General features: G+C 63.9%; 14 protein-coding genes. 11 read left to right on the forward strand and 3 right to left on the reverse strand.

Features of this window, described 5'->3' with window-relative positions:
• Positions 1 to 13 precede the first annotated feature (13 nt).
• Both ligA and def read left to right on the forward strand, forming a co-directional pair.
• Positions 14 to 2,080, forward strand: a complete 2,067-nt coding sequence (gene ligA, locus PQR32_RS30760; RefSeq protein ID WP_408236025.1) for an NAD-dependent DNA ligase LigA — start codon at positions 14 to 16, stop codon at positions 2,078 to 2,080.
• Complete coding sequence (def, locus tag PQR32_RS30765; protein WP_408236028.1) at positions 2,077 to 2,610, forward strand: peptide deformylase; 534 nt, start codon at positions 2,077 to 2,079, stop codon at positions 2,608 to 2,610. The genes ligA and def overlap by 4 nt, the downstream gene beginning before the upstream one ends.
• Positions 2,611 to 2,721: 111 nt before the next feature.
• Here the strand turns inward: def and PQR32_RS42280 are convergent, their stop codons facing one another.
• The 3 genes from PQR32_RS42280 to map are packed head-to-tail and all read right to left on the reverse strand — an operon-like array spanning position 2,722 to position 8,460.
• A complete protein-coding gene (locus PQR32_RS42280; protein ID WP_459252008.1) occupies positions 2,722 to 5,034 on the reverse strand; it encodes a pseudouridine synthase in 2,313 nt (770 codons plus the stop codon).
• Between the two features lie 6 nt (positions 5,035 to 5,040).
• On the reverse strand, positions 5,041 to 7,620 hold the full coding sequence (locus tag PQR32_RS30780; RefSeq protein WP_408236031.1) for a [protein-PII] uridylyltransferase: 2,580 nt from the start codon (positions 7,618 to 7,620) through the stop codon (positions 5,041 to 5,043).
• A gap of 30 nt (positions 7,621 to 7,650) precedes the next feature.
• Entirely contained in the window at positions 7,651 to 8,460 is an 810-nt protein-coding gene (gene map / locus PQR32_RS30785; protein WP_408236034.1) for a type I methionyl aminopeptidase, read from the reverse strand.
• A 441-nt stretch (positions 8,461 to 8,901) separates the two neighbouring features.
• Here map and rpsB point away from each other — a divergent pair, with 441 nt between their 5' ends.
• The 9 genes from rpsB to bamA all read left to right on the forward strand — a co-directional run bounded on the left by rpsB (position 8,902) and on the right by bamA (position 18,980).
• Positions 8,902 to 9,654, forward strand: coding sequence for a 30S ribosomal protein S2 (rpsB, locus tag PQR32_RS30790; RefSeq protein WP_012433448.1), 753 nt, complete (start codon positions 8,902 to 8,904; stop codon positions 9,652 to 9,654).
• Between the two features lie 206 nt (positions 9,655 to 9,860).
• Entirely contained in the window at positions 9,861 to 10,742 is an 882-nt protein-coding gene (gene tsf / locus PQR32_RS30795) for a translation elongation factor Ts (protein ID WP_132373927.1), read from the forward strand.
• Between the two features lie 221 nt (positions 10,743 to 10,963).
• A complete protein-coding gene (pyrH, locus tag PQR32_RS30800) occupies positions 10,964 to 11,677 on the forward strand; it encodes a UMP kinase (protein WP_011488865.1) in 714 nt (237 codons plus the stop codon).
• Positions 11,678 to 11,777: 100 nt separating this feature from the next.
• A complete protein-coding gene (gene frr / locus PQR32_RS30805) occupies positions 11,778 to 12,338 on the forward strand; it encodes a ribosome recycling factor (protein WP_012433445.1) in 561 nt (186 codons plus the stop codon).
• 64 nt (positions 12,339 to 12,402) lie between these two features.
• Positions 12,403 to 13,185 (forward strand): polyprenyl diphosphate synthase, encoded by a 783-nt coding sequence (gene uppS, locus PQR32_RS30810; protein WP_091793334.1) that lies wholly within the window; start codon positions 12,403 to 12,405, stop codon positions 13,183 to 13,185.
• On the forward strand, positions 13,179 to 14,000 hold the full coding sequence (locus PQR32_RS30815; RefSeq protein WP_310814775.1) for a phosphatidate cytidylyltransferase: 822 nt from the start codon (positions 13,179 to 13,181) through the stop codon (positions 13,998 to 14,000). Before uppS ends, PQR32_RS30815 begins: the two co-directional genes overlap by 7 nt.
• A 10-nt stretch (positions 14,001 to 14,010) precedes the next feature.
• Positions 14,011 to 15,216, forward strand: a complete 1,206-nt coding sequence (locus PQR32_RS30820; RefSeq protein WP_408236039.1) for a 1-deoxy-D-xylulose-5-phosphate reductoisomerase — start codon at positions 14,011 to 14,013, stop codon at positions 15,214 to 15,216.
• A gap of 7 nt (positions 15,217 to 15,223) precedes the next feature.
• On the forward strand, positions 15,224 to 16,609 hold the full coding sequence (gene rseP / locus PQR32_RS30825; RefSeq protein WP_408236042.1) for an RIP metalloprotease RseP: 1,386 nt from the start codon (positions 15,224 to 15,226) through the stop codon (positions 16,607 to 16,609).
• A gap of 67 nt (positions 16,610 to 16,676) precedes the next feature.
• Positions 16,677 to 18,980, forward strand: coding sequence for an outer membrane protein assembly factor BamA (bamA, locus tag PQR32_RS30830; protein ID WP_408236045.1), 2,304 nt, complete (start codon positions 16,677 to 16,679; stop codon positions 18,978 to 18,980).
• The last annotated feature ends 11 nt before the right edge of the window (positions 18,981 to 18,991 follow it).

Genomic DNA, 18,991 nt, shown 5'->3' on the forward strand with positions numbered 1-18,991 from the left:
ACCTTCCGACAGCATGGCCCGAACCTCCGTCTCATCACCTGCAACCAGCGCCCCGGCCGAGCGTGCCGCGTGGCTGCGCGCGGAACTCGAACGCGCCAACTACGCGTACTACGTGCTCGACCAGCCGGACCTGCCGGACGCGGAATACGACAAGCTGTTCAAGGAACTGGAGAGCATCGAGACGGAGCATCCGGACCTGATCGTGCCCGATTCGCCCACCCAGCGCGTGGGCGGCGAGGCGGCAAGCGGCTTCGAGCCGGTCGTGCACGACCAGCCCATGCTGTCGCTGAACAACGGTTTCACTGATGAAGACATCGTCGCGTTCGACAAGCGCGTCGGCGACGCGCTCGGCAAGAACGCAAGCGAGCCGCCGGTGCCGGTCGATTACGCGGCCGAACTGAAATTCGACGGCCTTGCCATCTCGCTGCGTTACGTTGACGGCGCGTTCGTGCAAGCCTCCACGCGCGGCGACGGCACAACCGGCGAGAACGTCACCGAGAACGTCCGCACAATCCGCTCCATTCCGCTCAAACTCAAGGGCAAACGCGTGCCGCATGTGCTTGATGTGCGCGGCGAAGTGCTGATGTTCAAGCGCGATTTCGAGCGTCTGAACGAACGCCAGCGGGCCGCCGAACAGCGGGAATTCGCCAATCCGCGCAACGCCGCGGCGGGCAGTTTGCGGCAGCTCGATTCGAAGATCACCGCGCACCGGCCGCTGTCGTTTTTCGCTTATGGCATCGGCGTGCTCGAAGGCATGGAGATGCCGGCCACGCACAGCGAACTGCTCGACTGGTACAAGGAACTCGGCTTGCCGGTGAATGGCGAGCGGGCGGTGGTGCAGGGCGCGCAGGGCTTGCTGGGTTTCTTTCATGGCGTCGGCGAGAAGCGCGACAAGCTGCCGTACGACATCGACGGTGTGGTCTACAAAGTCAACCGGCGCGACGAGCAGGATGCGCTCGGCTTCGTGTCGCGCGCGCCGCGTTTCGCGCTGGCGCACAAATTCCCCGCGCAGGAAGCGTTGACCAAACTCGTCGCGATCGACGTGCAGGTCGGCCGGACCGGCGCGATTACGCCGGTGGCGCGGCTGGAACCGGTGTTCGTCGGAGGCGCGACGGTCACGAATGCCACGCTCCACAACGAAGACGAAGTGCGCCGCAAGGACATCCGCATCGGCGACACGGTGATCGTGCGGCGCGCCGGTGACGTGATTCCCGAAGTGGTGAGCGCGCTGCTCGACCGTCGCCCGGACGACGCCCGCGAGTTCGTCATGCCCACGCAATGTCCGGTGTGCGGTTCGAATATCGAGCGGCTGCCGGACGAGGCGATCGCGCGTTGTACCGGCGGCCTGTTCTGTCCCGCGCAGCGCAAGCAGGCGCTGTGGCATTTCGCGCAGCGGCGCGCGCTGGATATCGACGGCCTCGGCGAAAAGATCATCGACCAACTGGTTGAGCAGAACCTCGTCCGCACGCCGGCCGATCTGTTCAACCTCGGTTTTGCGACGCTAGCCGAACTCGACCGCTTTGCCGAAAAGTCCGCGCAGAATCTGCTCGACTCGCTCGAAAAGGGCAAGCACACCACGTTGGCGCGCTTCATCTACGCGCTCGGCATCCGCCATGTGGGCGAATCTACGGCGAAGGATCTGGCCAAGCACTTCGGCTCGCTGGATCCGATCATGGACGCCTCGGTCGAAGCCTTGCTGGAGGTCAACGACGTGGGGCCGGTGGTCGCCGAGTCGATTCATCAGTTCTTCGCCGAGGAGCATAACCGCACGGTGATCGAGCAGTTGCGCGCGCCGGGCAAGGTCACGTGGCCGGAAGGGCCACCCGCGCCCAGAGCGCCACAGGGCGTGCTGGCCGGCAAGACGGTCGTGTTGACCGGCACCTTGCCGAGCCTCGCCCGCGAAGAGGCGAAGGAAATGCTGGAAGCGGCCGGCGCGAAAGTGGCCGGATCCGTATCGAAGAAAACCGACTATGTGGTGGCGGGCGCCGACGCGGGCAGCAAGTTGGCGAAAGCTGAGGAACTCGGCGTCCCCGTACTCGACGAAGATGGTATGCGTAAGCTCCTGGAGGGGCAGTTATGATCCGCGAAATTCTCAAGATGGGCGATCCGCGCCTTTTGCGCATTGCCGATCCGGTCGATCACTTTGACACGCCCGAGTTGCATGAACTCGTCAAAGATATGTTCGAGACCATGCACGACGCTAATGGCGCGGGTCTTGCCGCGCCACAGATCGGCGTCAATCTGCAGGTGGTGATCTTCGGCTTCGGGCACAACGAGCGCTATCCGGACGCGCCGCCGGTGCCGGAAACGGTGCTGATCAACCCGACCATCACGCCGGTCTCGCTGGACATGGAAGAGGGCTGGGAAGGCTGTCTGTCGGTGCCGGGCTTGCGCGGCGCGGTGAGCCGCTTTTCGATGATCAAGTATCACGGCTTCGATCAATTCGGCAAGCCGATCGACCGGGTCGCCGAGGGCTTTCACGCGCGCGTCGTGCAGCACGAGTGCGATCACCTGATCGGCAAGCTGTATCCGATGCGGATCAACGATTTCGCGAAGTTCGGCTTCACGGAGGTGCTGTTTCCGGATATGGACCCGAATAGCGACGATTGAGGCGGCTTGCGCTGCTTCGGTCACTGCGCTGGCATCGTCGGCTAGGCGCAGGGATAAAAAAACCCACGCATTGCGTGGGTTTTTTTGTGGAGCGTCTTCAGACGCCCGGCTTTAGAACGACTCGTCCGGCGCCAGATAGCGCCATTGGCCCGGTGGCAGCGCGCCCAGCATCACTTGGCCCATGCGCACGCGCTTCAGGCCGATCACTTCGAGGCCGACCAGTTCGCACATGCGGCGAATCTGGCGCTTCTTGCCTTCGCGCAGCACGAAACGCAACTGCTCGCCGTTTTGCCAGCTCACCTGCGCGGGCTTCAGCGGCACGTCGTCGAGCGACAGGCCGTGGCGCAACAGCGCAAGACTTTCCGGCGGGAAGTGGCTTTCGACGTCGGTGGCGTGCTCGCCAAACGCCACGCGCACCAGATACTCCTTGTCGATCTCCGAATGGCCGCCGATCAGTTGCTTGGCAATCCGGCCGTCCTGCGTCAGCACCAGCAAGCCGGTCGAATCGATGTCCAGACGGCCGGCCGGCGCGAGCTGGCGCAAATGCGCGACGGAGAAGCGGATCTCCGAGCGATCGCCTTCCCAGCGATTCTCCGGCGTGACCAGCGTGATGGCCGGCTGATAGCCGTCTTCCGCCTGACCCGAGACGAAACCCACCGTCTTGTGGATCAGCACCGTCACCTGGCTCGCCTGCGCGGCTTCGGCGGCGGGGTCGATTTCGATGCGCTGATCCGGACGAACCTTGGTGCCGAGCGTGTCGATGCGCTCGCCGTCCACCAGCACCCAGCCTTTTTCGATCCACTCGTCGGCTTCGCGGCGTGAGCACAGGCCAAGTTCGGACATGAGCTTGGAGAGGCGCAGCGTGCCGGGCGCATCTTCGTAGTCGCGACGCGGCGTGCGCGGAGCGGTATCGGTTTCGCTGGCGCGTTCGGCTCGGGCTGCGCCGCGCGGTTTGTCGGCGCGCGCGGGACGGTCGTCGCCGAAACGGCGGCCCGCGGCGGGCAGCGTCTTGTCGAAACTACGGGCAGGGCGCTCGCCACGGTCGGTGCGCTCGGTGGGTCCGGCGCTGCGGGCCGGACGGTCGCCGAATTCGCGTTTGGCCGGGGCGCGTTCGCCGCGCTCGTCGCGTGGAGCGCGTGCCGGCCGGTCCGTGCGGTCGCCGTAGCCGGTTTTGATGGGCTTCGCGAAGCTGCGTTCGCCACGCTCGGATGCACCGCGCTCGCCTTCGAAACGGCGTGGCGCGCTGTCGCTGCGCGGCCCACGCTCGCCGCCGCGGCGGTCTTGTGGAGCGCCTCGGTCGCTGCTGAAACGCGGTCGATCGGATGCGTCGCGTTCGCGGCGTTCCGGACGCTCGCCACGCGGACCGCCTTCCGACGGACGGCCTGCGCCTGGGCGCGCACCGCTGAACGGACGGCGTTCGCCGTCGTCGCGGCGCGGGGCGCGATCACCAAAGCTGCGCGGGGCGCGTTCGCTGCGATCCGTGTTCCCTTCGAAACGGCGGGGCGCGCCTTCGGCTCGGTCACCGGCTTCACGACGCGGCGCGCGGTCACCACGGTCGGCACCACTTTCGAAGCGGCGCGGAGCGCGCTCGCCGCGATCTGAATTGCCTTCAAAGCGACGCGGAGCACGTTCGGCTCGATCGCCTGCACCTTCAAAACGACGTGGCGCGCGATCGGTGCGATCACCACCGCCCTCAAATCGACGAGGAGCGCGTTCGCCGCGCTCACCACCGCCTTCGAACCGGCGCGGTGCCCGCTCACCGCGATCTCCCGCGCCTTCAAAACGGCGCGGCGCGCTACCGGCACGGTCAGTACCACTCTCAAACCGACGTGGCGCGCCTTGGCTGCGCTCACCATCGGCCCTGCGTGGCGCGCGTTCGCTGCGATCCGCGCCACCTTCAAATCGACGCGGTGCGCGCTCGGCGGCGTCCCGACGGGGGGCGCGGTCGCCACTACCTTCAAACCGACGCGGAGCCCGTTCACCCTCAGTCCTACGCGGCGCGCGTTCGCTACGATCACCACCACCTTCGAACCGGCGCGGCGCGCGCTCACCATCATCCCGACGCGGCGCACGATCACCGCCGCCTTCGAACCGGCGCGGCGCACCACCCGCGCCCTCGCGGCGCGGCGCCCGGTCCGACGCCGTGCGATGCGCGCCACCGGCGTCCCGCTCGCGCGAAAACGACCCTTCGGGTTTTGCAGAACGCGCAGGACGCGCGCCGCCACCAGCCGGCTTGCCGGCGCTTGGCCGCTTGCCGCCGCCCGCCGCGCCAGCGCCTTCACCCCGCGCCCCGCTCGATCCCGGCGTCGCCGGCCTGGGGCCCGCCGGGCGCGTCGGCTTACGCGCCGACGTGCTGCCGGTACGGACAGGGGCGCGTTCGGACGAAGCCGGCCGCGGGTGCTTGGCTGTTAATTTGACTCGCATGAAATCTCACACTGCGATCGCGCGCAGCAGTTCGGTCTCGACCTGAATTTGCAGGCGGCTGTCCGACAGACCGTGTCCATCCAGCAGGAACACGTCTTCGACGCGTTCGCCGAGCGTATTGATCCGCGCCGAAGCGACGCCGACCCGATGCTCGGCCAGCACACGCGCGATCGAATAAAGAAGGCCTGGCCGGTCATTCGCCGACACGGACAGGATGTAATATTGGCCGCGCTCGTCGGCCCGAAGGTCGACGCGCGGGGTAACAGGGAAGGTCCGCGACAGCCGCGACAAACGGCCTTTCGACGGTCCCGGAAGCAGGGTGCCGTCACCAGTGAGGCGGGCGGTCAGTTCCTGTTCGACCAGATTGGCAATATCGCGATAATGCACGTCTTCTTCGGTATGCGCGACGAGGAAATTATCGAGCGCGTACCCGTGACGGGTCGTGCTGACCCGCGCATCGAGCACCGACAGACCGTTGCGGTCGAAATATGCGCAAATGCCGGCGAACAGATCCGGCTGGTCCTTGACGTACACCAGCACCTGGAGCGCCTCGCCGATCGGCGACGGACGGGCCCGCACGATCGGCGTCGGCGTTTCGACATGGCGGTACAGCACGCGCGTTTGCCACGCGATATCCGCCGCATCGTGACGCAGGAAATAGCCGATGTCGAGCTTGTCCCACAGCGCCTTCTGCGCGCCTTCCGGCACGGTTTCGAGGCGTAGCAGTGCGAGCGCTTCTTCCTGGCGCGACTTCAGCTCCGAATGCGCATCCGGCCGCGCGCCGCCGAGCACGGCGAGCGTCGCGCGGTACAGGTCTTCGAGCAGCTTGCCTTTCCACGTGTTCCAGACTTTCGGGCTGGTCCCTCGAATGTCGGCCACGGTCAGCAGATAGAGCGCCGTAAGCCGGCGCTCGGTGCCAACCAGTTCGGCGAAGCGCTTGATGACTTCCGGGTCGCTCGTGTCCTGCTTTTGCGCGACCTGGCTCATCGTCAGATGTTGCTGGACCAGCCACACCACCAGTTCGCCGTCTTCGCCCGTAATGCCGTGATTGCGGCAGAAGCGCCGCGCGTCGGCCATGCCGAGCGTGGAATGGTCGCCGCCGCGGCCTTTGGCGATATCGTGAAACAGCGCCGCCACGTACAGCACCCACGGCCGGTCGAAGTTGGCGATCAACTGGCTGCAGAACGGATATTCGTGCGCGTGTTCGGCCACCGCGAAGCGGCGCAGATTGCGCAGCACCATCAGAATGTGCTGGTCGACGGTGTAGACGTGATACAGATCGTGTTGCATCTGTCCGACGATGCGCCGGAAGTTCAGCAGATAGCGCCCCAGCACACTGGTCTGGTTCATCAGACGCAGCGCATGGGTAATGCCGGCCGGCTGCTTCAGGATGTCCATGAAGAGGCGCCCGTTTTCCGGATCGCGCCGCCAGTGCTGGTCCATCACGTCGCGGGCGTTGTAAATCGCGCGCAGCGTGCGCGCCGACAGGCCCTTCACGCCGGGCGTCTGCTCGTACAGCAGGAAGGCCTCGAGGATCGCGTTCGGCTCGCGCTGGAACACGTCGTCACTGGCGATTTCCAGCATGCCCTGCTTTTCGACGAAGCGGTCCGACAGCACGCGCGTGATGCCGCTCGTGCTGGGGAAGAGCTGCGCTTCGATGTTCTGGATCAGGATCGTGGCGAGCTGCGTGACCGCCTTGGCGGACCAGTAATAGCGGCGCATCAGCTGTTCGCTCGCGCGCTTGGTGGCGGTCGGTTTGTAGCCGAAGCTCTCGGCCACCGCCGTTTGCAGGTCGAACACCATGATGTCCTGACGACGGCCGGCAATCACGTGCAACCGGGCGCGCAGCGCTTTCAGGAAACTCTCGTTACGGCGCAGTTCGCGCGCCTCGCGCTCGGTGATCAGGCCGCGCGCTTCGAGTTCGCGCCAACTGCTGCCGAAACCGGCCGCCTGGGTGATCCACAGGATCAACTGGAGATCGCGCAGGCCGCCCGGGCTTTCCTTGATGTTGGGTTCGAGCGAGTAGGGCGTGTCCTGGAACTTGGCGTGGCGCTGACGCATTTCCAGCACTTTGGCCTGGAAGAAGGCCTTCGGGTCGAGCGCTTCGCGGTAACGCTTCGTGAAGTCATCGAACAGCGCGGCGCTGCCGGTAATGCGCCGTGCCTCGAGCAGCGAGGTGCGCACCGTGACGTCGTTGGCGGCTTCTTCGAGGCATTGCGACACGCTGCGCACGCTGCTGCCAAGCTCCAGCCCCAAATCCCAGGCGAGGCTGATAAAGCGTTCGATGCGCGCTTCGAGATGCTCGATCGGCGCGTCGGGCAGCAGGACCAGAATGTCGATGTCGGAGTGCGGCGCCAGTTCGCCACGCCCGTAGCCGCCTACCGCTACCAGCGCCAGTTCGGCCGGCAGTTCGCAGGTGTTCCAGGCGGCGCGCAGGGAGTCGTCCGTGGCGCGCGCCAATGAGGCCATCAACGCGTCGACGTTGGTGGCCGTCTTGAAGCGTTCCAGCAGTTGGGCTTTGGCCACTTTGTACTCCGCCTTGAGCGACGTGGCAGGGGATTGGGCGACGGCTGGAACACTACTCATTGGCAGGGAGGCGGAGAGGTGGGAAGTCGGTCAGGCCGTGGCCGCGACGACCGGCGGACGCGCGGGCGTGCCGGCGGAAACGGTCAACACGTCGTAGCCGGTTTCGGTGACGAGGACGGTATGTTCCCACTGCGCCGACAGGCTGCGGTCTTTGGTCTTGACGGTCCACTGGTCCGGCATGGTGCGGATGTCGCGGCGGCCGGCATTGATCATCGGCTCGATCGTGAAGATCATGCCGGTCTGCAACTCCAGCCCCGTGCCGGGACGGCCGTAGTGGAGAATCTGCGGGTCTTCGTGAAATACCGTGCCGATGCCGTGGCCGCAGTATTCGCGCACCACGCTGTAGCCCTGGCCTTCCGCATGTTTCTGGATCGCGTAGCCGATGTCGCCGAGATGCGCGCCCGGGCGCACCTGGTCGATACCGAGCCACATGCATTCGAAGGTGGTCTGGACAAGGCGCTTGGCCAGGATCGAGCCCTCGCCGACGATGAACATGCGGCTGGTGTCGCCGAAATAGCCTTCCTTGATCACGGTGACGTCGATATTCAGCGCGTCGCCGTTCTTCAGCGTCTTGTCGCCGGGAATGCCGTGGCAGATCACGTCGTTGACCGAAATGCAGGTGGCTTTCGGATAGGGTGGGTAGCCGGGCGGCTGATAATTCAGCGGCGCCGGAACCGTGCCCTGTTCCTTCAGCATGTATTCGTGGCACAGACGGTCGAGTTCGCCGGTCGTGACGCCGGCCGTAACGAACGGGGTGATGTAGTCGAGCACTTCGCTTGCCAGTTTGCAGGCGACGCGCATCTGCGCGATATCGTGTTCGTTTTTGAGCGTAATAGCCATGAGTCGGGCCTGAAATGCGATTTATTGCAGGATTATCGCACCATATTCCGGCTGCCGCAGCCTTTTGCGACGGGGCCGGCGCCTTTCACGGGCTCCCGGCCGGGCTCGTTCGAGACGGGCGGGGCTCGCGCGGGTGCAACCCGGCGGCCGCGAACAGGGCTACCGGGCAGGTTGAGTCGTGCAATAGTCGCGTGCTATAATCTTTGGCTAAGTCGATCTCTGTCTTACTTTATTCGTCCATGTGGACAAAAAAGCGGCAAGAATGGCTTCTCATACGCCGGTTGCCTGCGCTATGAGGTAAATGCAGAAGCGAAAGCAGAAGCACCAAGGCAGCAGACTCGCAAGCCGGCGCACCCAGGGTGTCCGCCGCGTTCAGCCAGAGAGATGGCAACGCGGTCGATACGGCAGCCGGCTTAAGACCCAACCCTCGCGGAGATTTTCATGGCAGTTACCATGCGTCAAATGCTGGAAGCCGGTGTCCACTTCGGTCACCAAACACGCTTCTGGAACCCGAAGATGGCCCCCTTCATTTTCGGTCATCGCAACAAGATTCACATCATCAACCTCGAAAAGACGCTGCCGATGTACAACGACGCGCTGAAGTACGCGCGTCAACTGGCAGCCAATCGCGGCACGATCCTGTTTGTCGGCACGAAGCGTCAATCGCGCGACACGATCGCTGAAGAAGCGCAACGCGCTGGCATGCCGTTCGTCAACGCACGCTGGCTCGGCGGCATGCTGACCAACTTCAAGACGCTGAAGGTCTCGATCAAGCGCCTGAAGGACATGGAAGCAGCGCTGGAAGCAGGCGAAACCGAACGCATGAGCAAGAAGGAAGCGCTCCTGTTCGAACGCGAAATGGCCAAGCTGGTCAAGTCGATCGGCGGCGTGAAAGACATGGGCGGCATTCCGGACGCGATCTTCGTGGTCGACGTCGGCTACCACAAGATTGCCGTGACCGAAGCGAACAAGCTGGGTATTCCGGTCATCGCCGTGGTCGACACGAACCACTCGCCGGAAGGCATCGACTACGTGATCCCGGGTAACGACGACGCCTCGAAGGCTGTCGCTCTGTACACGGCTGGCGTGGCTGACGCGATCGTCGAAGGCCGTGCGAACGCGGTCAACGAAGTGGTGCAGGCTGCACGTGGTGGCGACGGCGACGAGTTCGTCGAGGTCAACTCGGAAGCGTAAAGCTGCCCCGTGTCCGGCAAAAAAGGGGGCTTTCTACAGGCCCCCTTTTTTTAAGTCGCGACATTGTAGTGGGGCGCTGCCGGCAGTGTCCGAAGCAGTGCTACAAGCGTTGCCCGTAAAAAAGTACGCGCAACGCTGAAACGAATTCTTGCCGCCGGCATCGAAGTCCGGGCGGCGTGTGACAGACGGAACTCAAGGAGCAAATGATGGCGGCAATTACCGCAAGCATGGTTGCAGAACTGCGCGCAAAGACCGACGCGCCGATGATGGAATGCAAGAAGGCGCTGACGGAAGCCGACGGCGACATGGCGCGCGCTGAAGAGCTGCTGCGCGTGAAGCTGGGCAACAAGGCCAGCAAGGCAGCGTCGCGCGTGACGGCTGAAGGCGTGGTCGCATCGTTCATCGGCGGCAACGCGGGTTCGCTGGTCGAGCTGAACTGCGAAACCGACTTCGTCTCGAAGAACGACGACTTCCTGGCTTTCTCGAAGCAGGTCGCTGAGTTGGTCGCTACGCAAAACCCGGCTGACGTCGCCGCGCTGGCGGCACTGCCGCTGGACGGCTCGACGGTCGACGCAGTGCGTCTGGCACTGGTCGGCAAGATCGGTGAAAACCTGTCGATCCGCCGTTTCGTGCGTTTCGAAACCTCGAACAAGCTGGCAGCGTACCTGCACGGCACGCGTATCGGCGTGCTGGTCGAGTACACCGGCGCGGACGAGCAGGTCGGCAAGGACGTCGCGATGCACATCGCCGCGATGAAGCCGGTTTCGCTGTCGTCGGAAGACGTACCGGCGGATCTGATCGCCAAGGAACGCAGCATTGCTGAACAGAAGGCCGCGGAATCGGGCAAGCCGGCTGAAATCGTCGCCAAGATGGTCGACGGCAGCGTGCAGAAGTACCTGAAGGAAGTGTCGCTGCTGAACCAGACGTTCGTTAAGAACGACAAGCAGACGATCGAGCAGATGCTGAAGGCCGGCAACTCGAGCGTGCAGAAGTTCGCGCTGTTCGTGGTCGGCGAAGGCATCGAGAAGAAGCAGGACGACTTCGCAGCTGAAGTGGCCGCTCAAGTCGCTGCTGCAAAGCAACAATAAGTCTCACCCGAGCTTCACTGCAATATCGTTGGACCCGCGGCGGAGCAAGACTTTGCCGCGGTCGGCAGCGCCGCAAGGCTGCGCGCGGGTTGACCCTCGCCGCGCAGCCGCCGCTGGCGAACCCCAGGGTTCGTCAATTTGGCGACGCTTGCCCGAATCAGCATTTCACCCCTACATTAGTCCCTTGTTGTTGCCCTGTTCTGCGCGATCTGGATACCCCTATGCCCACTGCCTATAAACGCGTCCTGCTCAAACTCTCCGGTGAAGCTCTGATGGGCGACGATGCCTTTGGCATCAATCGCGCAACCATCGAACGAATGGTGGCGGACGTGGCCGAAGTGGTCCGTCTCGGAACGCAGCTGGCCGTGGTGATCGGCGGTGGCAATATCTTCCGCGGCGTGGCGGGCGGCGCGGCGGGTATGGATCGCGCCACGGCTGACTACATGGGCATGCTGGCCACCATGATGAACGCGCTGGCGCTGCAGGATGCCATGCGCCACGCCGGCATCGAGGCGCGCGTGCAATCGGCGCTGCGCATGGACCAGGTGGTCGAACCGTACATTCGGCCCCGCGCGATTCGCCAGCTCGAAGAAGGCAAAGTCGTGATTTTCGCGGCCGGCACCGGCAACCCGTTCTTCACGACCGACACGGCCGCCGCATTGCGCGGTTCGGAAATCGGCGCGGAAGTCGTGCTGAAAGCCACCAAGGTGGACGGCGTCTATTCCGCCGACCCCAAGAAAGACCCGAGCGCGACGCGTTACACCACGATCAGTTTTGACGAGGCGATCGGCCGCAATCTGCAAGTCATGGACGCCACGGCATTCGCGCTGTGCCGCGACCAGAAGCTGCCGATCCGGGTGTTTTCGATCGTCAAGCCGGGGGCGCTCAAGCGCATCGTACAAGGCGAGGACGAGGGTACCCTCGTCCACGTGTAAACTCTCGTTCACATAACGTGGGCTTTAGCGCGAGCCCGGGCCGCCGCATCCTGCGCGCGCTGGCCGGCTCGCACCGTTTTGAAGGTTCGGAGGTTTAAAAATGTCTGTGGCTGATATCAGGAAGGGCGCTGAACAAAAGATGCAGCGCTCCATCGACGCGTTCAAGAACGACCTGTCGAAGATCCGCACGGGCCGTGCGCACACGGGCCTGCTCGATCACATCCAGTGCGACTACTACGGTTCGCCGGTGCCCATTTCGCAAGTCGCGAACCTGACGCTGATCGACGCACGCACGATCGGCGTGCAGCCGTGGGAAAAGAAGATGGTGCAGGTCGTCGAAAAGGCGATCCGCGAGTCGGACCTGGGTCTGAACCCGGCCACGCAAGGCGACGTCATTCGCGTGCCGATGCCCGCGCTGACCGAAGAACGCCGCCGCGAACTGACCAAAGTGGTCAAGAGCGAAGCGGAAACGGCCAAGGTCGCGGTGCGCAACCTGCGTCGCGATGCCAATGAGCAACTGAAAAAGCTCGTGAAAGACAAGGAAATTTCGGAAGACGACGAGCGTCGTGCAGGTGACGACGTTCAGAAGTTGACGGACAAGTTCGTCGCCGAAATCGACAAGCTCGTCGTGACGAAAGAAGCCGAGATCATGACGGTCTGAGGCCGGTCGGCTCAGCACTTTCACGTTCTCCACTTCTTTATTTGCAGTCACTGTCCCGACGGCCATGACCTATACCAGCTCAACCGTGCGCGTGCCTGATGTCGCCGCGGTGCCGCGACATATCGCGATCATCATGGACGGCAACGGCCGTTGGGCCACCCAGCGGCGCTTGCCGCGCGTGGCGGGCCATACGCGCGGCGTCGACGCGGTGCGTGCGGCCGTCGAGGCGTGCGCCCGTCAGGGTGTCGAATATCTGACGCTGTTCGCTTTCAGCTCGGAAAACTGGCGCCGTCCGAACGACGAAGTGTCGTTCCTGATGCGCCTGTTCGTGACCGCGCTGGAGCGCGAGATCGGCAAGCTGCACGCGAACGGCATCCGGTTGCGCGTGGTGGGCGATCTGTCGCGCTTCGATACGCGCATCCGCGATCTGATCAAGCGCGCGGAGACCAAGACCGCGCGCAACACCCGTCTTACGCTCACGATCGCCGCGAACTACGGCGGCCGCTGGGACATCATGCAGGCCACCCGCAAGCTCGCCGAACAGTCGGCGCTGGCGGGCAAGGCGGTCGAGGTGACCGAGGAATCGTTCGCCGAGCACCTGTCCATGGCTTATGCGCCTGAGCCGGATCTCTTCATCCGCACCGGCGGCGAGCGCCGTGTCAGCAACTTCCTGCTGTGGCAGCTTGCCTACACCGAGTTCTACTTCACCGACACGTTCTGGCCGGATTTCGACGCAGACGCGCTCGGCCACGCCATCGCTTCGTACGCCGAGCGTGAACGCCGCTTCGGCCGCACCAGTGCTCAACTCGAGCCGCAATCGCAAAACGTCGATTCGCTTCCATGCTAAAAACCCGTGTCATCACGGCGATCATCCTGCTGGCGGTGTTCCTGCCGGTCACGTTGTTCGCGCCGGTGGGCGCGTTCGGCGCGCTGATCGCCTTCGTCGTCGTGTTCGCCGCATGGGAGTGGGCGCGCCTGCTCAAGCTGGGCGGCGCGGGCCCGGTCATTTATGCGCTGGTGGCGGCGGTGGCGCTGGTCGCCAGCACGCGCCTCGGTACCGGGATCGAGCAGGCGCGGCCGCTCTTCCAGGCAGCCGCTATTTTCTGGGTGATCGCCGGTCCGTTCGTGCTGCTGCGCAAGCCCACGCTCGCGCAGGGCGCCTGGCGTCCCTTCCTGTTTCTTGCCGGCATTGTGGTATTCGTCGCGTGCTGGCATGCTCTCGTCGCCGCGCGCATGCAGGGCGTGCCGTTCGTGCTGTCGCTGCTCCTATTGGTATGGCTGGCCGATATCGGCGCATACTTCTCCGGAAAAGCCTTCGGAAAACACAAGCTGGCGCCTGCCATCAGTCCGGGTAAGACTTGGGAGGGCGCGATCGGCGGCTGGCTGGTGGTGATGATCGTCGCGGCGGCGGCGGTCTTTTTGCATGCGTTCGAGCCGACCCTGTATTCTGCGCTGCTGGCGCATTGGGGCGCCGTACGCACGCTGCTCGCGCTGACCCTGCTGGTGGCTTTCAGCGTGGTGGGCGACCTGTTCGAATCGATGATGAAACGCCAGGCCGGTGTGAAAGATTCAAGCGGCCTGTTGCCGGGGCACGGCGGCGTGCTCGACCGCATCGATGCCTTGTTGCCGGTGCTGCCGCTTGCCATGCTGCTGCTCGGCTAGAGAAAGAGATATGCAAAAACGTCTGACATTGCTCGGTTCCACGGGCTCGATTGGAGACAGCACGCTCGACGTCGTCGCGCGTCATCCCGAGCGCTTTTCGGTTTATGCGCTGAGCGCGCATCGCAACGGCGACAAGCTCGTCGAGCAATGCCTGCGCTTTCAGCCTGAAGTCGCGGTGGTCGGCGACGCCGGCACGGCCGCGAGCGTCGCGGCGAAACTGCGTGAGGCGGGTTGCAAAACCGAGGTCACGTACGGGCCGCAGGCGCTCGTCGACGTGTCGAAGAGCGACGGCTGCGATACGGTGGTGGCGGCGATCGTCGGCGCGGCCGGCCTCGCGCCGAGTCTCGCCGCCGCGCGCGCCGGCAAACGCATCCTGCTCGCCAACAAGGAAGCGCTGGTCATGTCGGGCGCGATCTTCATGGACGCGGTGCGCGACAACGGCGCCGTGCTCCTGCCGGTCGACAGCGAACACAACGCGATTTTCCAATGCCTGCCGCGCGAAGCCGCGCTGCACGGTGGCGTCTCCAAGATCATTCTGACCGCGTCGGGCGGCCCGTTCCGCACCCGCGAACCGGCCACGCTTGTCGACGTCACGCCGGAAGAAGCCTGTAAGCATCCGAACTGGGTCATGGGCCGCAAGATTTCGGTCGACTCGGCCACCATGATGAACAAGGGCCTCGAAGTGATCGAGGCGCATTGGCTGTTCGGTCTGCCGGGCGAGCGCATCGACGTGCTGATCCATCCGCAGAGCGTGATTCACTCGCTGGTCTCGTACGCCGACGGTTCGGTGCTCGCGCAACTCGGTAACCCCGACATGCGCACGCCGATCGCGCATGCGCTGGCCTTCCCGGATCGCGTGGATTCGGGCGTCGCGCAACTCGATCTCGCGGAAGTCGCTTCGCTTTCGTTCGAAAAGCCGGACTACACGCGTTTCCCGTGCCTCGCACTCGCCATGAAGGCGCTGGCCGAGGGCGGCGTGGCGAGCGCAGCGCTGAACGCCGCGAACGAAATCGCGGTTGAAGCGTTCCTCGCGCGCCAGATCGGCTTCATGACGATTGCGCAGGTGGTCGACGCGGTACTCAACGCGTTGCCGAACCGCAGCGCCCACGCGCTCGAAGACGTGATCGAAGCGGATGCCGCCGCGCGTCGCGCCGCTGCCGAATTCATCGCGCGTCTGCCCGACGGCGCCCGTCGCACGGAACGCGCCGTCCAGTGAGGCGCTCATGAACCTGCTGATCGAACTGCTCGCCTTCGCGGTCGCGATTGGCGTACTCGTGGTCGTCCACGAATACGGGCATTACAGCGTGGCGCGCCTGTGCGGCGTCAAGGTGCTGCGCTTTTCGATCGGCTTCGGCAAGCCGCTGTTCCAGTGGGTGAGTCCGAAGACGGGCACCGAATGGACCATTGCTGCGTTGCCGCTCGGCGGCTACGTGAAGATGCTCGACGAGCGCGAGACCGGCGCCGAGCCGATCCCCGCTGAAGCATTGCCGCATGCGTTCAACCGGCAGTCCGTGTGGCGCCGTTTTGCGATCGTCGCGGCCGGTCCGGTCGCGAACTTCCTGCTGGCCATCGTGCTGTTCGCGCTGGTCTTCGCCACCGGCGTGACGGAGCCGGCGGCGGTGGTCGCGGCGCCGGCGCCGAACACGCCCGCGGCCGTTGCCGGTTTCGACGGCGGTGAAACGATCGTCGCCGTGCGTGCCGAGAACGCCGGCGAATCCGAGCCGGTGCGCTCCTGGTCGGATCTGCGTTGGAAACTGCTGGGTGCGGCATTCGATCACAAGCGCGTCGTGCTGAGCGCGAAAGATGCGCACGGCACGTCGGATTTCCAGCTCGATCTACGCGGCCTCACCGAGAAAGATGTCGACGACGACTTCATGTCGCATCTCGGTTTCGAGCCGGGTGGTGGCAAGCTGACGGTGGCGGGTGTGCAGCCGGGTAGCGCGGCGCAAAAGGCCGGATTGGTCGCGGGTGATCGTCTGCGTGCCGTCGACGGCATTCCGACCGACAACGCCACGGCCTTCATCGCTTATGTAAAATCGCACGCCGGCAAAGCGGTGACGCTACAGGTCGAGCGTGGCGGTAAGGCGGCGGGCAAGCTCGAAGATGTGAGCATCGTGCCGCAGGCCCAGCGTGACGAAACGACAGGTCAGCAGATCGGCCGCATCGGCGCGGAACTGGCCACGCAAGTGCCGTCGATCGACGTGCATTACGGTCCGGTTGAAAGCCTGCAGTTGGGTGCGCGCCGCACGTGGGATCTCGCGGTGTACTCGGTGCGCATGTTCGGCAGGATGGTGGTCGGCGAGGCGTCGCTGAAGAATCTTTCCGGTCCGGTGACGATCGCCGATTACGCAGGAAAGAGCGCACGTCTAGGTCCTTCTGCATTCCTGTCGTTCCTGGCCCTTGTCAGTATTAGCCTTGGTGTACTGAACCTGTTACCAATTCCGGTATTGGACGGGGGTCATCTGTTATATTATTTGGTTGAAGCTGTGACCGGTAAAGTTGTCTCCGATCGCTGGCAACTCGTTTTTCAGAGGGCGGGTCTCGCCTGCATCGTCGCATTGTCGGCGATCGCGCTGTTCAACGATCTGGCTCGTTTAATCCATTTTTAAAGTGTTCGGCGGCGTTCACGATGGCGACCGCCCGACCTGATGCAGCTATACACACTGGGGAAGCACGTTGTTTAAACCTCATCGCTTTGTTCCAAAGACGGTTATAGCCGCGGCATTCGCCGCGCATGGGCTGGTTGCTCACGCAACGACGCCCTTCGTGGTGCAAGACATCCGGATCGAGGGATTGCAACGCGTCGAACCTGGTACCGTGTTCGCCTATCTGCCCATCAAGCAAGGCGACACCTTCAGCGACGACAAGGCATCGGAGGCCATTCGCGCCCTGTATGCCACGGGCTTCTTCAACGACGTCAAGATCGCGACCGAAGGCAACGTCGTCATCGTGCAGGTGCTGGAACGTCCGGCCATTGGCACGATCGACTTCGCCGGCATTCATGAGTTCGACAAGGAAAACCTGACCAAGGCGCTGCGCGCCGTGGGTTTGTCGCAAGGCCGTTATTACGACAAGGCGTTGGTCGACAAGGCCGAGCAGGAACTGAAGCGTCAGTATCTGACGCGCGGCTACTACGCCGCTGAAGTCACCACCACGATCACGCCGATCGACCGCAATCGCGTGTCGGTGCTGTTCTCGGTGGCCGAAGGTCCGAGCGCGAAGATCCGCCAGATCAACTTCATCGGCAACAAGGCGTTCAGCACGGGCACGCTGCGCGACGAAATGCAGTTGTCCACGCCGAACTGGTTCTCGTGGTACACGAAGAACGACCTGTACGCGAAAGACAAGCTGACCGGCGACCTCGAAAACGTTCGCTCGTATTACCTGAATCGCGGCTATCTCGAGTTCAACATCGAGTCGACCCAGGTGTCGATCACGCCGGACAAGAAGGACATGTATCTGACGGTCACGCTGCACGAAGGCGAGCCGTACACGATTTCGAATATCAAGCTGGCGGGCAATCTGCTCGATCGCGAGCCGGAGCTGGCCAGGCTCATCAAGATCAAACCGGGCGACCGCTTCTCGGCGGAAAAGCTGCAGGCCACCACCAAGGCTATCGTCGACAAGCTGGGCGAATACGGCTATGCGTTCGCCACCGTCAATGCGCAGCCGCAGATTGATCAGGCCAACCACAAGGTCGACCTGACGCTGCAAGTGGACCCGAGCCGCCGCGTCTACGTGCGCCGCATCAACGTGGTCGGCAACACGCGTACGCGTGACGAGGTGGTGCGCCGCGAAATGCGCCAGCTCGAAAGCTCGTGGTTCGATTCGAACCGCCTCGCGCTGTCGAAAGACCGGATCAACCGTCTCGGCTACTTCACGGATGTGGACGTGACCACGGTGCCGGTCGAAGGCACGCCGGACCAGGTCGATGTCGACGTCAAGGTGGCCGAAAAGCCGACCGGCGCGATCACGCTGGGTGCGGGCTTCTCGTCGACCGACAAGGTGGTGCTCTCGGCCGGTGTCTCGCAAGACAACGTGTTCGGTTCGGGTACGAGTCTCTCGGTGAACGTGAATACCGCGAAGACGTACCGTACATTGACCGTTACGCAGGTCGATCCGTACTTTACGGTCGACGGCATCAAGCGCATTACCGACGTCTACTACCGTACGTATCAGCCGCTGTACTACTCGACGGATTCGAGCTTCAAGATCGTCACGATCGGTGGCGATCTGAAGTTCGGTATTCCGTTCTCCGAAGTCGACACCGTGTACTTCGGCGCCGGCCTCGAGCAGAACCAGCTGGACGTCGACGCGAATACGCCGCAGAGCTACATCGACTACGTGAACGAATTCGGCCGCGTGTCGAACAACGTGCCTATTACGGTGGGCTGGTCGCGTGACGCGCGTGACAGCGCACTGGTGCCGAGCCGCGGTTACTTCACGCAGGCGAACGCCGAGTACGGCACGCCGATCGGCGGCACGCAGTACTACAAGGCCGACATCAACGCGCAGTACTATTACTCGTTTGCGCGCGGGTTCGTGCTGGGCTTCAACTTCCAGGGCGGTTACGGTAACGGCCTCGGCGGCAAGCCTTATCCGATTTTCAAGAACTACTACGCGGGCGGTATCGGTTCGGTGCGGGGCTACGAGCCGAGCTCGCTGGGTCCGCGCGACGCCAAGACGAACGACCCGATCGGCGGCTCGAAGCTGCTGGTGGGTAACATCGAGTTGACGTTCCCGCTGCCGGGCACGGGCTACGACCGCACGCTGCGCGTCTTCACGTTCCTCGACGCCGGTAACGTCTGGGGTACGGAAGGCAACAGCATCGGCGCCAACGGCCTGCGTTACGGCTACGGTGTCGGTCTCGCGTGGATCTCGCCGATCGGCCCGCTCAAGCTCAGCCTGGGCTTCCCGCTCACGAAGCACACCGGCGACCAGTATCAGAAGTTCCAGTTCCAGATCGGGACGGCATTCTGATCGGGCTGCAG

Origin of the sequence: Paraburkholderia dipogonis, from assembly GCF_046027395.1 — a bacterium.
GTDB lineage: Bacteria > Pseudomonadota > Gammaproteobacteria > Burkholderiales > Burkholderiaceae > Paraburkholderia > Paraburkholderia dipogonis_A.

Bases quoted from the DNA above. Each gene is read 5' to 3' on its own strand.
- PQR32_RS42280 (WP_459252008.1), bottom strand. From the start codon at position 5,034: ATGCGAGTCAAATTAACAGCCAAGCACCCGCGGCCGGCTTCGTCCGAA.
- PQR32_RS30780 (WP_408236031.1), bottom strand. From the start codon at position 7,620: ATGAGTAGTGTTCCAGCCGTCGCCCAATCCCCTGCCACGTCGCTCAAG.
- pyrH (WP_011488865.1), top strand. From the start codon at position 10,964: ATGCCCACTGCCTATAAACGCGTCCTGCTCAAACTCTCCGGTGAAGCT.
- map (WP_408236034.1), bottom strand. From the start codon at position 8,460: ATGGCTATTACGCTCAAAAACGAACACGATATCGCGCAGATGCGCGTC.
- rseP (WP_408236042.1), top strand. From the start codon at position 15,224: ATGAACCTGCTGATCGAACTGCTCGCCTTCGCGGTCGCGATTGGCGTA.
- rpsB (WP_012433448.1), top strand. From the start codon at position 8,902: ATGGCAGTTACCATGCGTCAAATGCTGGAAGCCGGTGTCCACTTCGGT.
- PQR32_RS30820 (WP_408236039.1), top strand. From the start codon at position 14,011: ATGCAAAAACGTCTGACATTGCTCGGTTCCACGGGCTCGATTGGAGAC.
- frr (WP_012433445.1), top strand. From the start codon at position 11,778: ATGTCTGTGGCTGATATCAGGAAGGGCGCTGAACAAAAGATGCAGCGC.
- tsf (WP_132373927.1), top strand. From the start codon at position 9,861: ATGGCGGCAATTACCGCAAGCATGGTTGCAGAACTGCGCGCAAAGACC.
- def (WP_408236028.1), top strand. From the start codon at position 2,077: ATGATCCGCGAAATTCTCAAGATGGGCGATCCGCGCCTTTTGCGCATT.
- PQR32_RS30815 (WP_310814775.1), top strand. From the start codon at position 13,179: ATGCTAAAAACCCGTGTCATCACGGCGATCATCCTGCTGGCGGTGTTC.
- uppS (WP_091793334.1), top strand. From the start codon at position 12,403: ATGACCTATACCAGCTCAACCGTGCGCGTGCCTGATGTCGCCGCGGTG.
- ligA (WP_408236025.1), top strand. From the start codon at position 14: ATGGCCCGAACCTCCGTCTCATCACCTGCAACCAGCGCCCCGGCCGAG.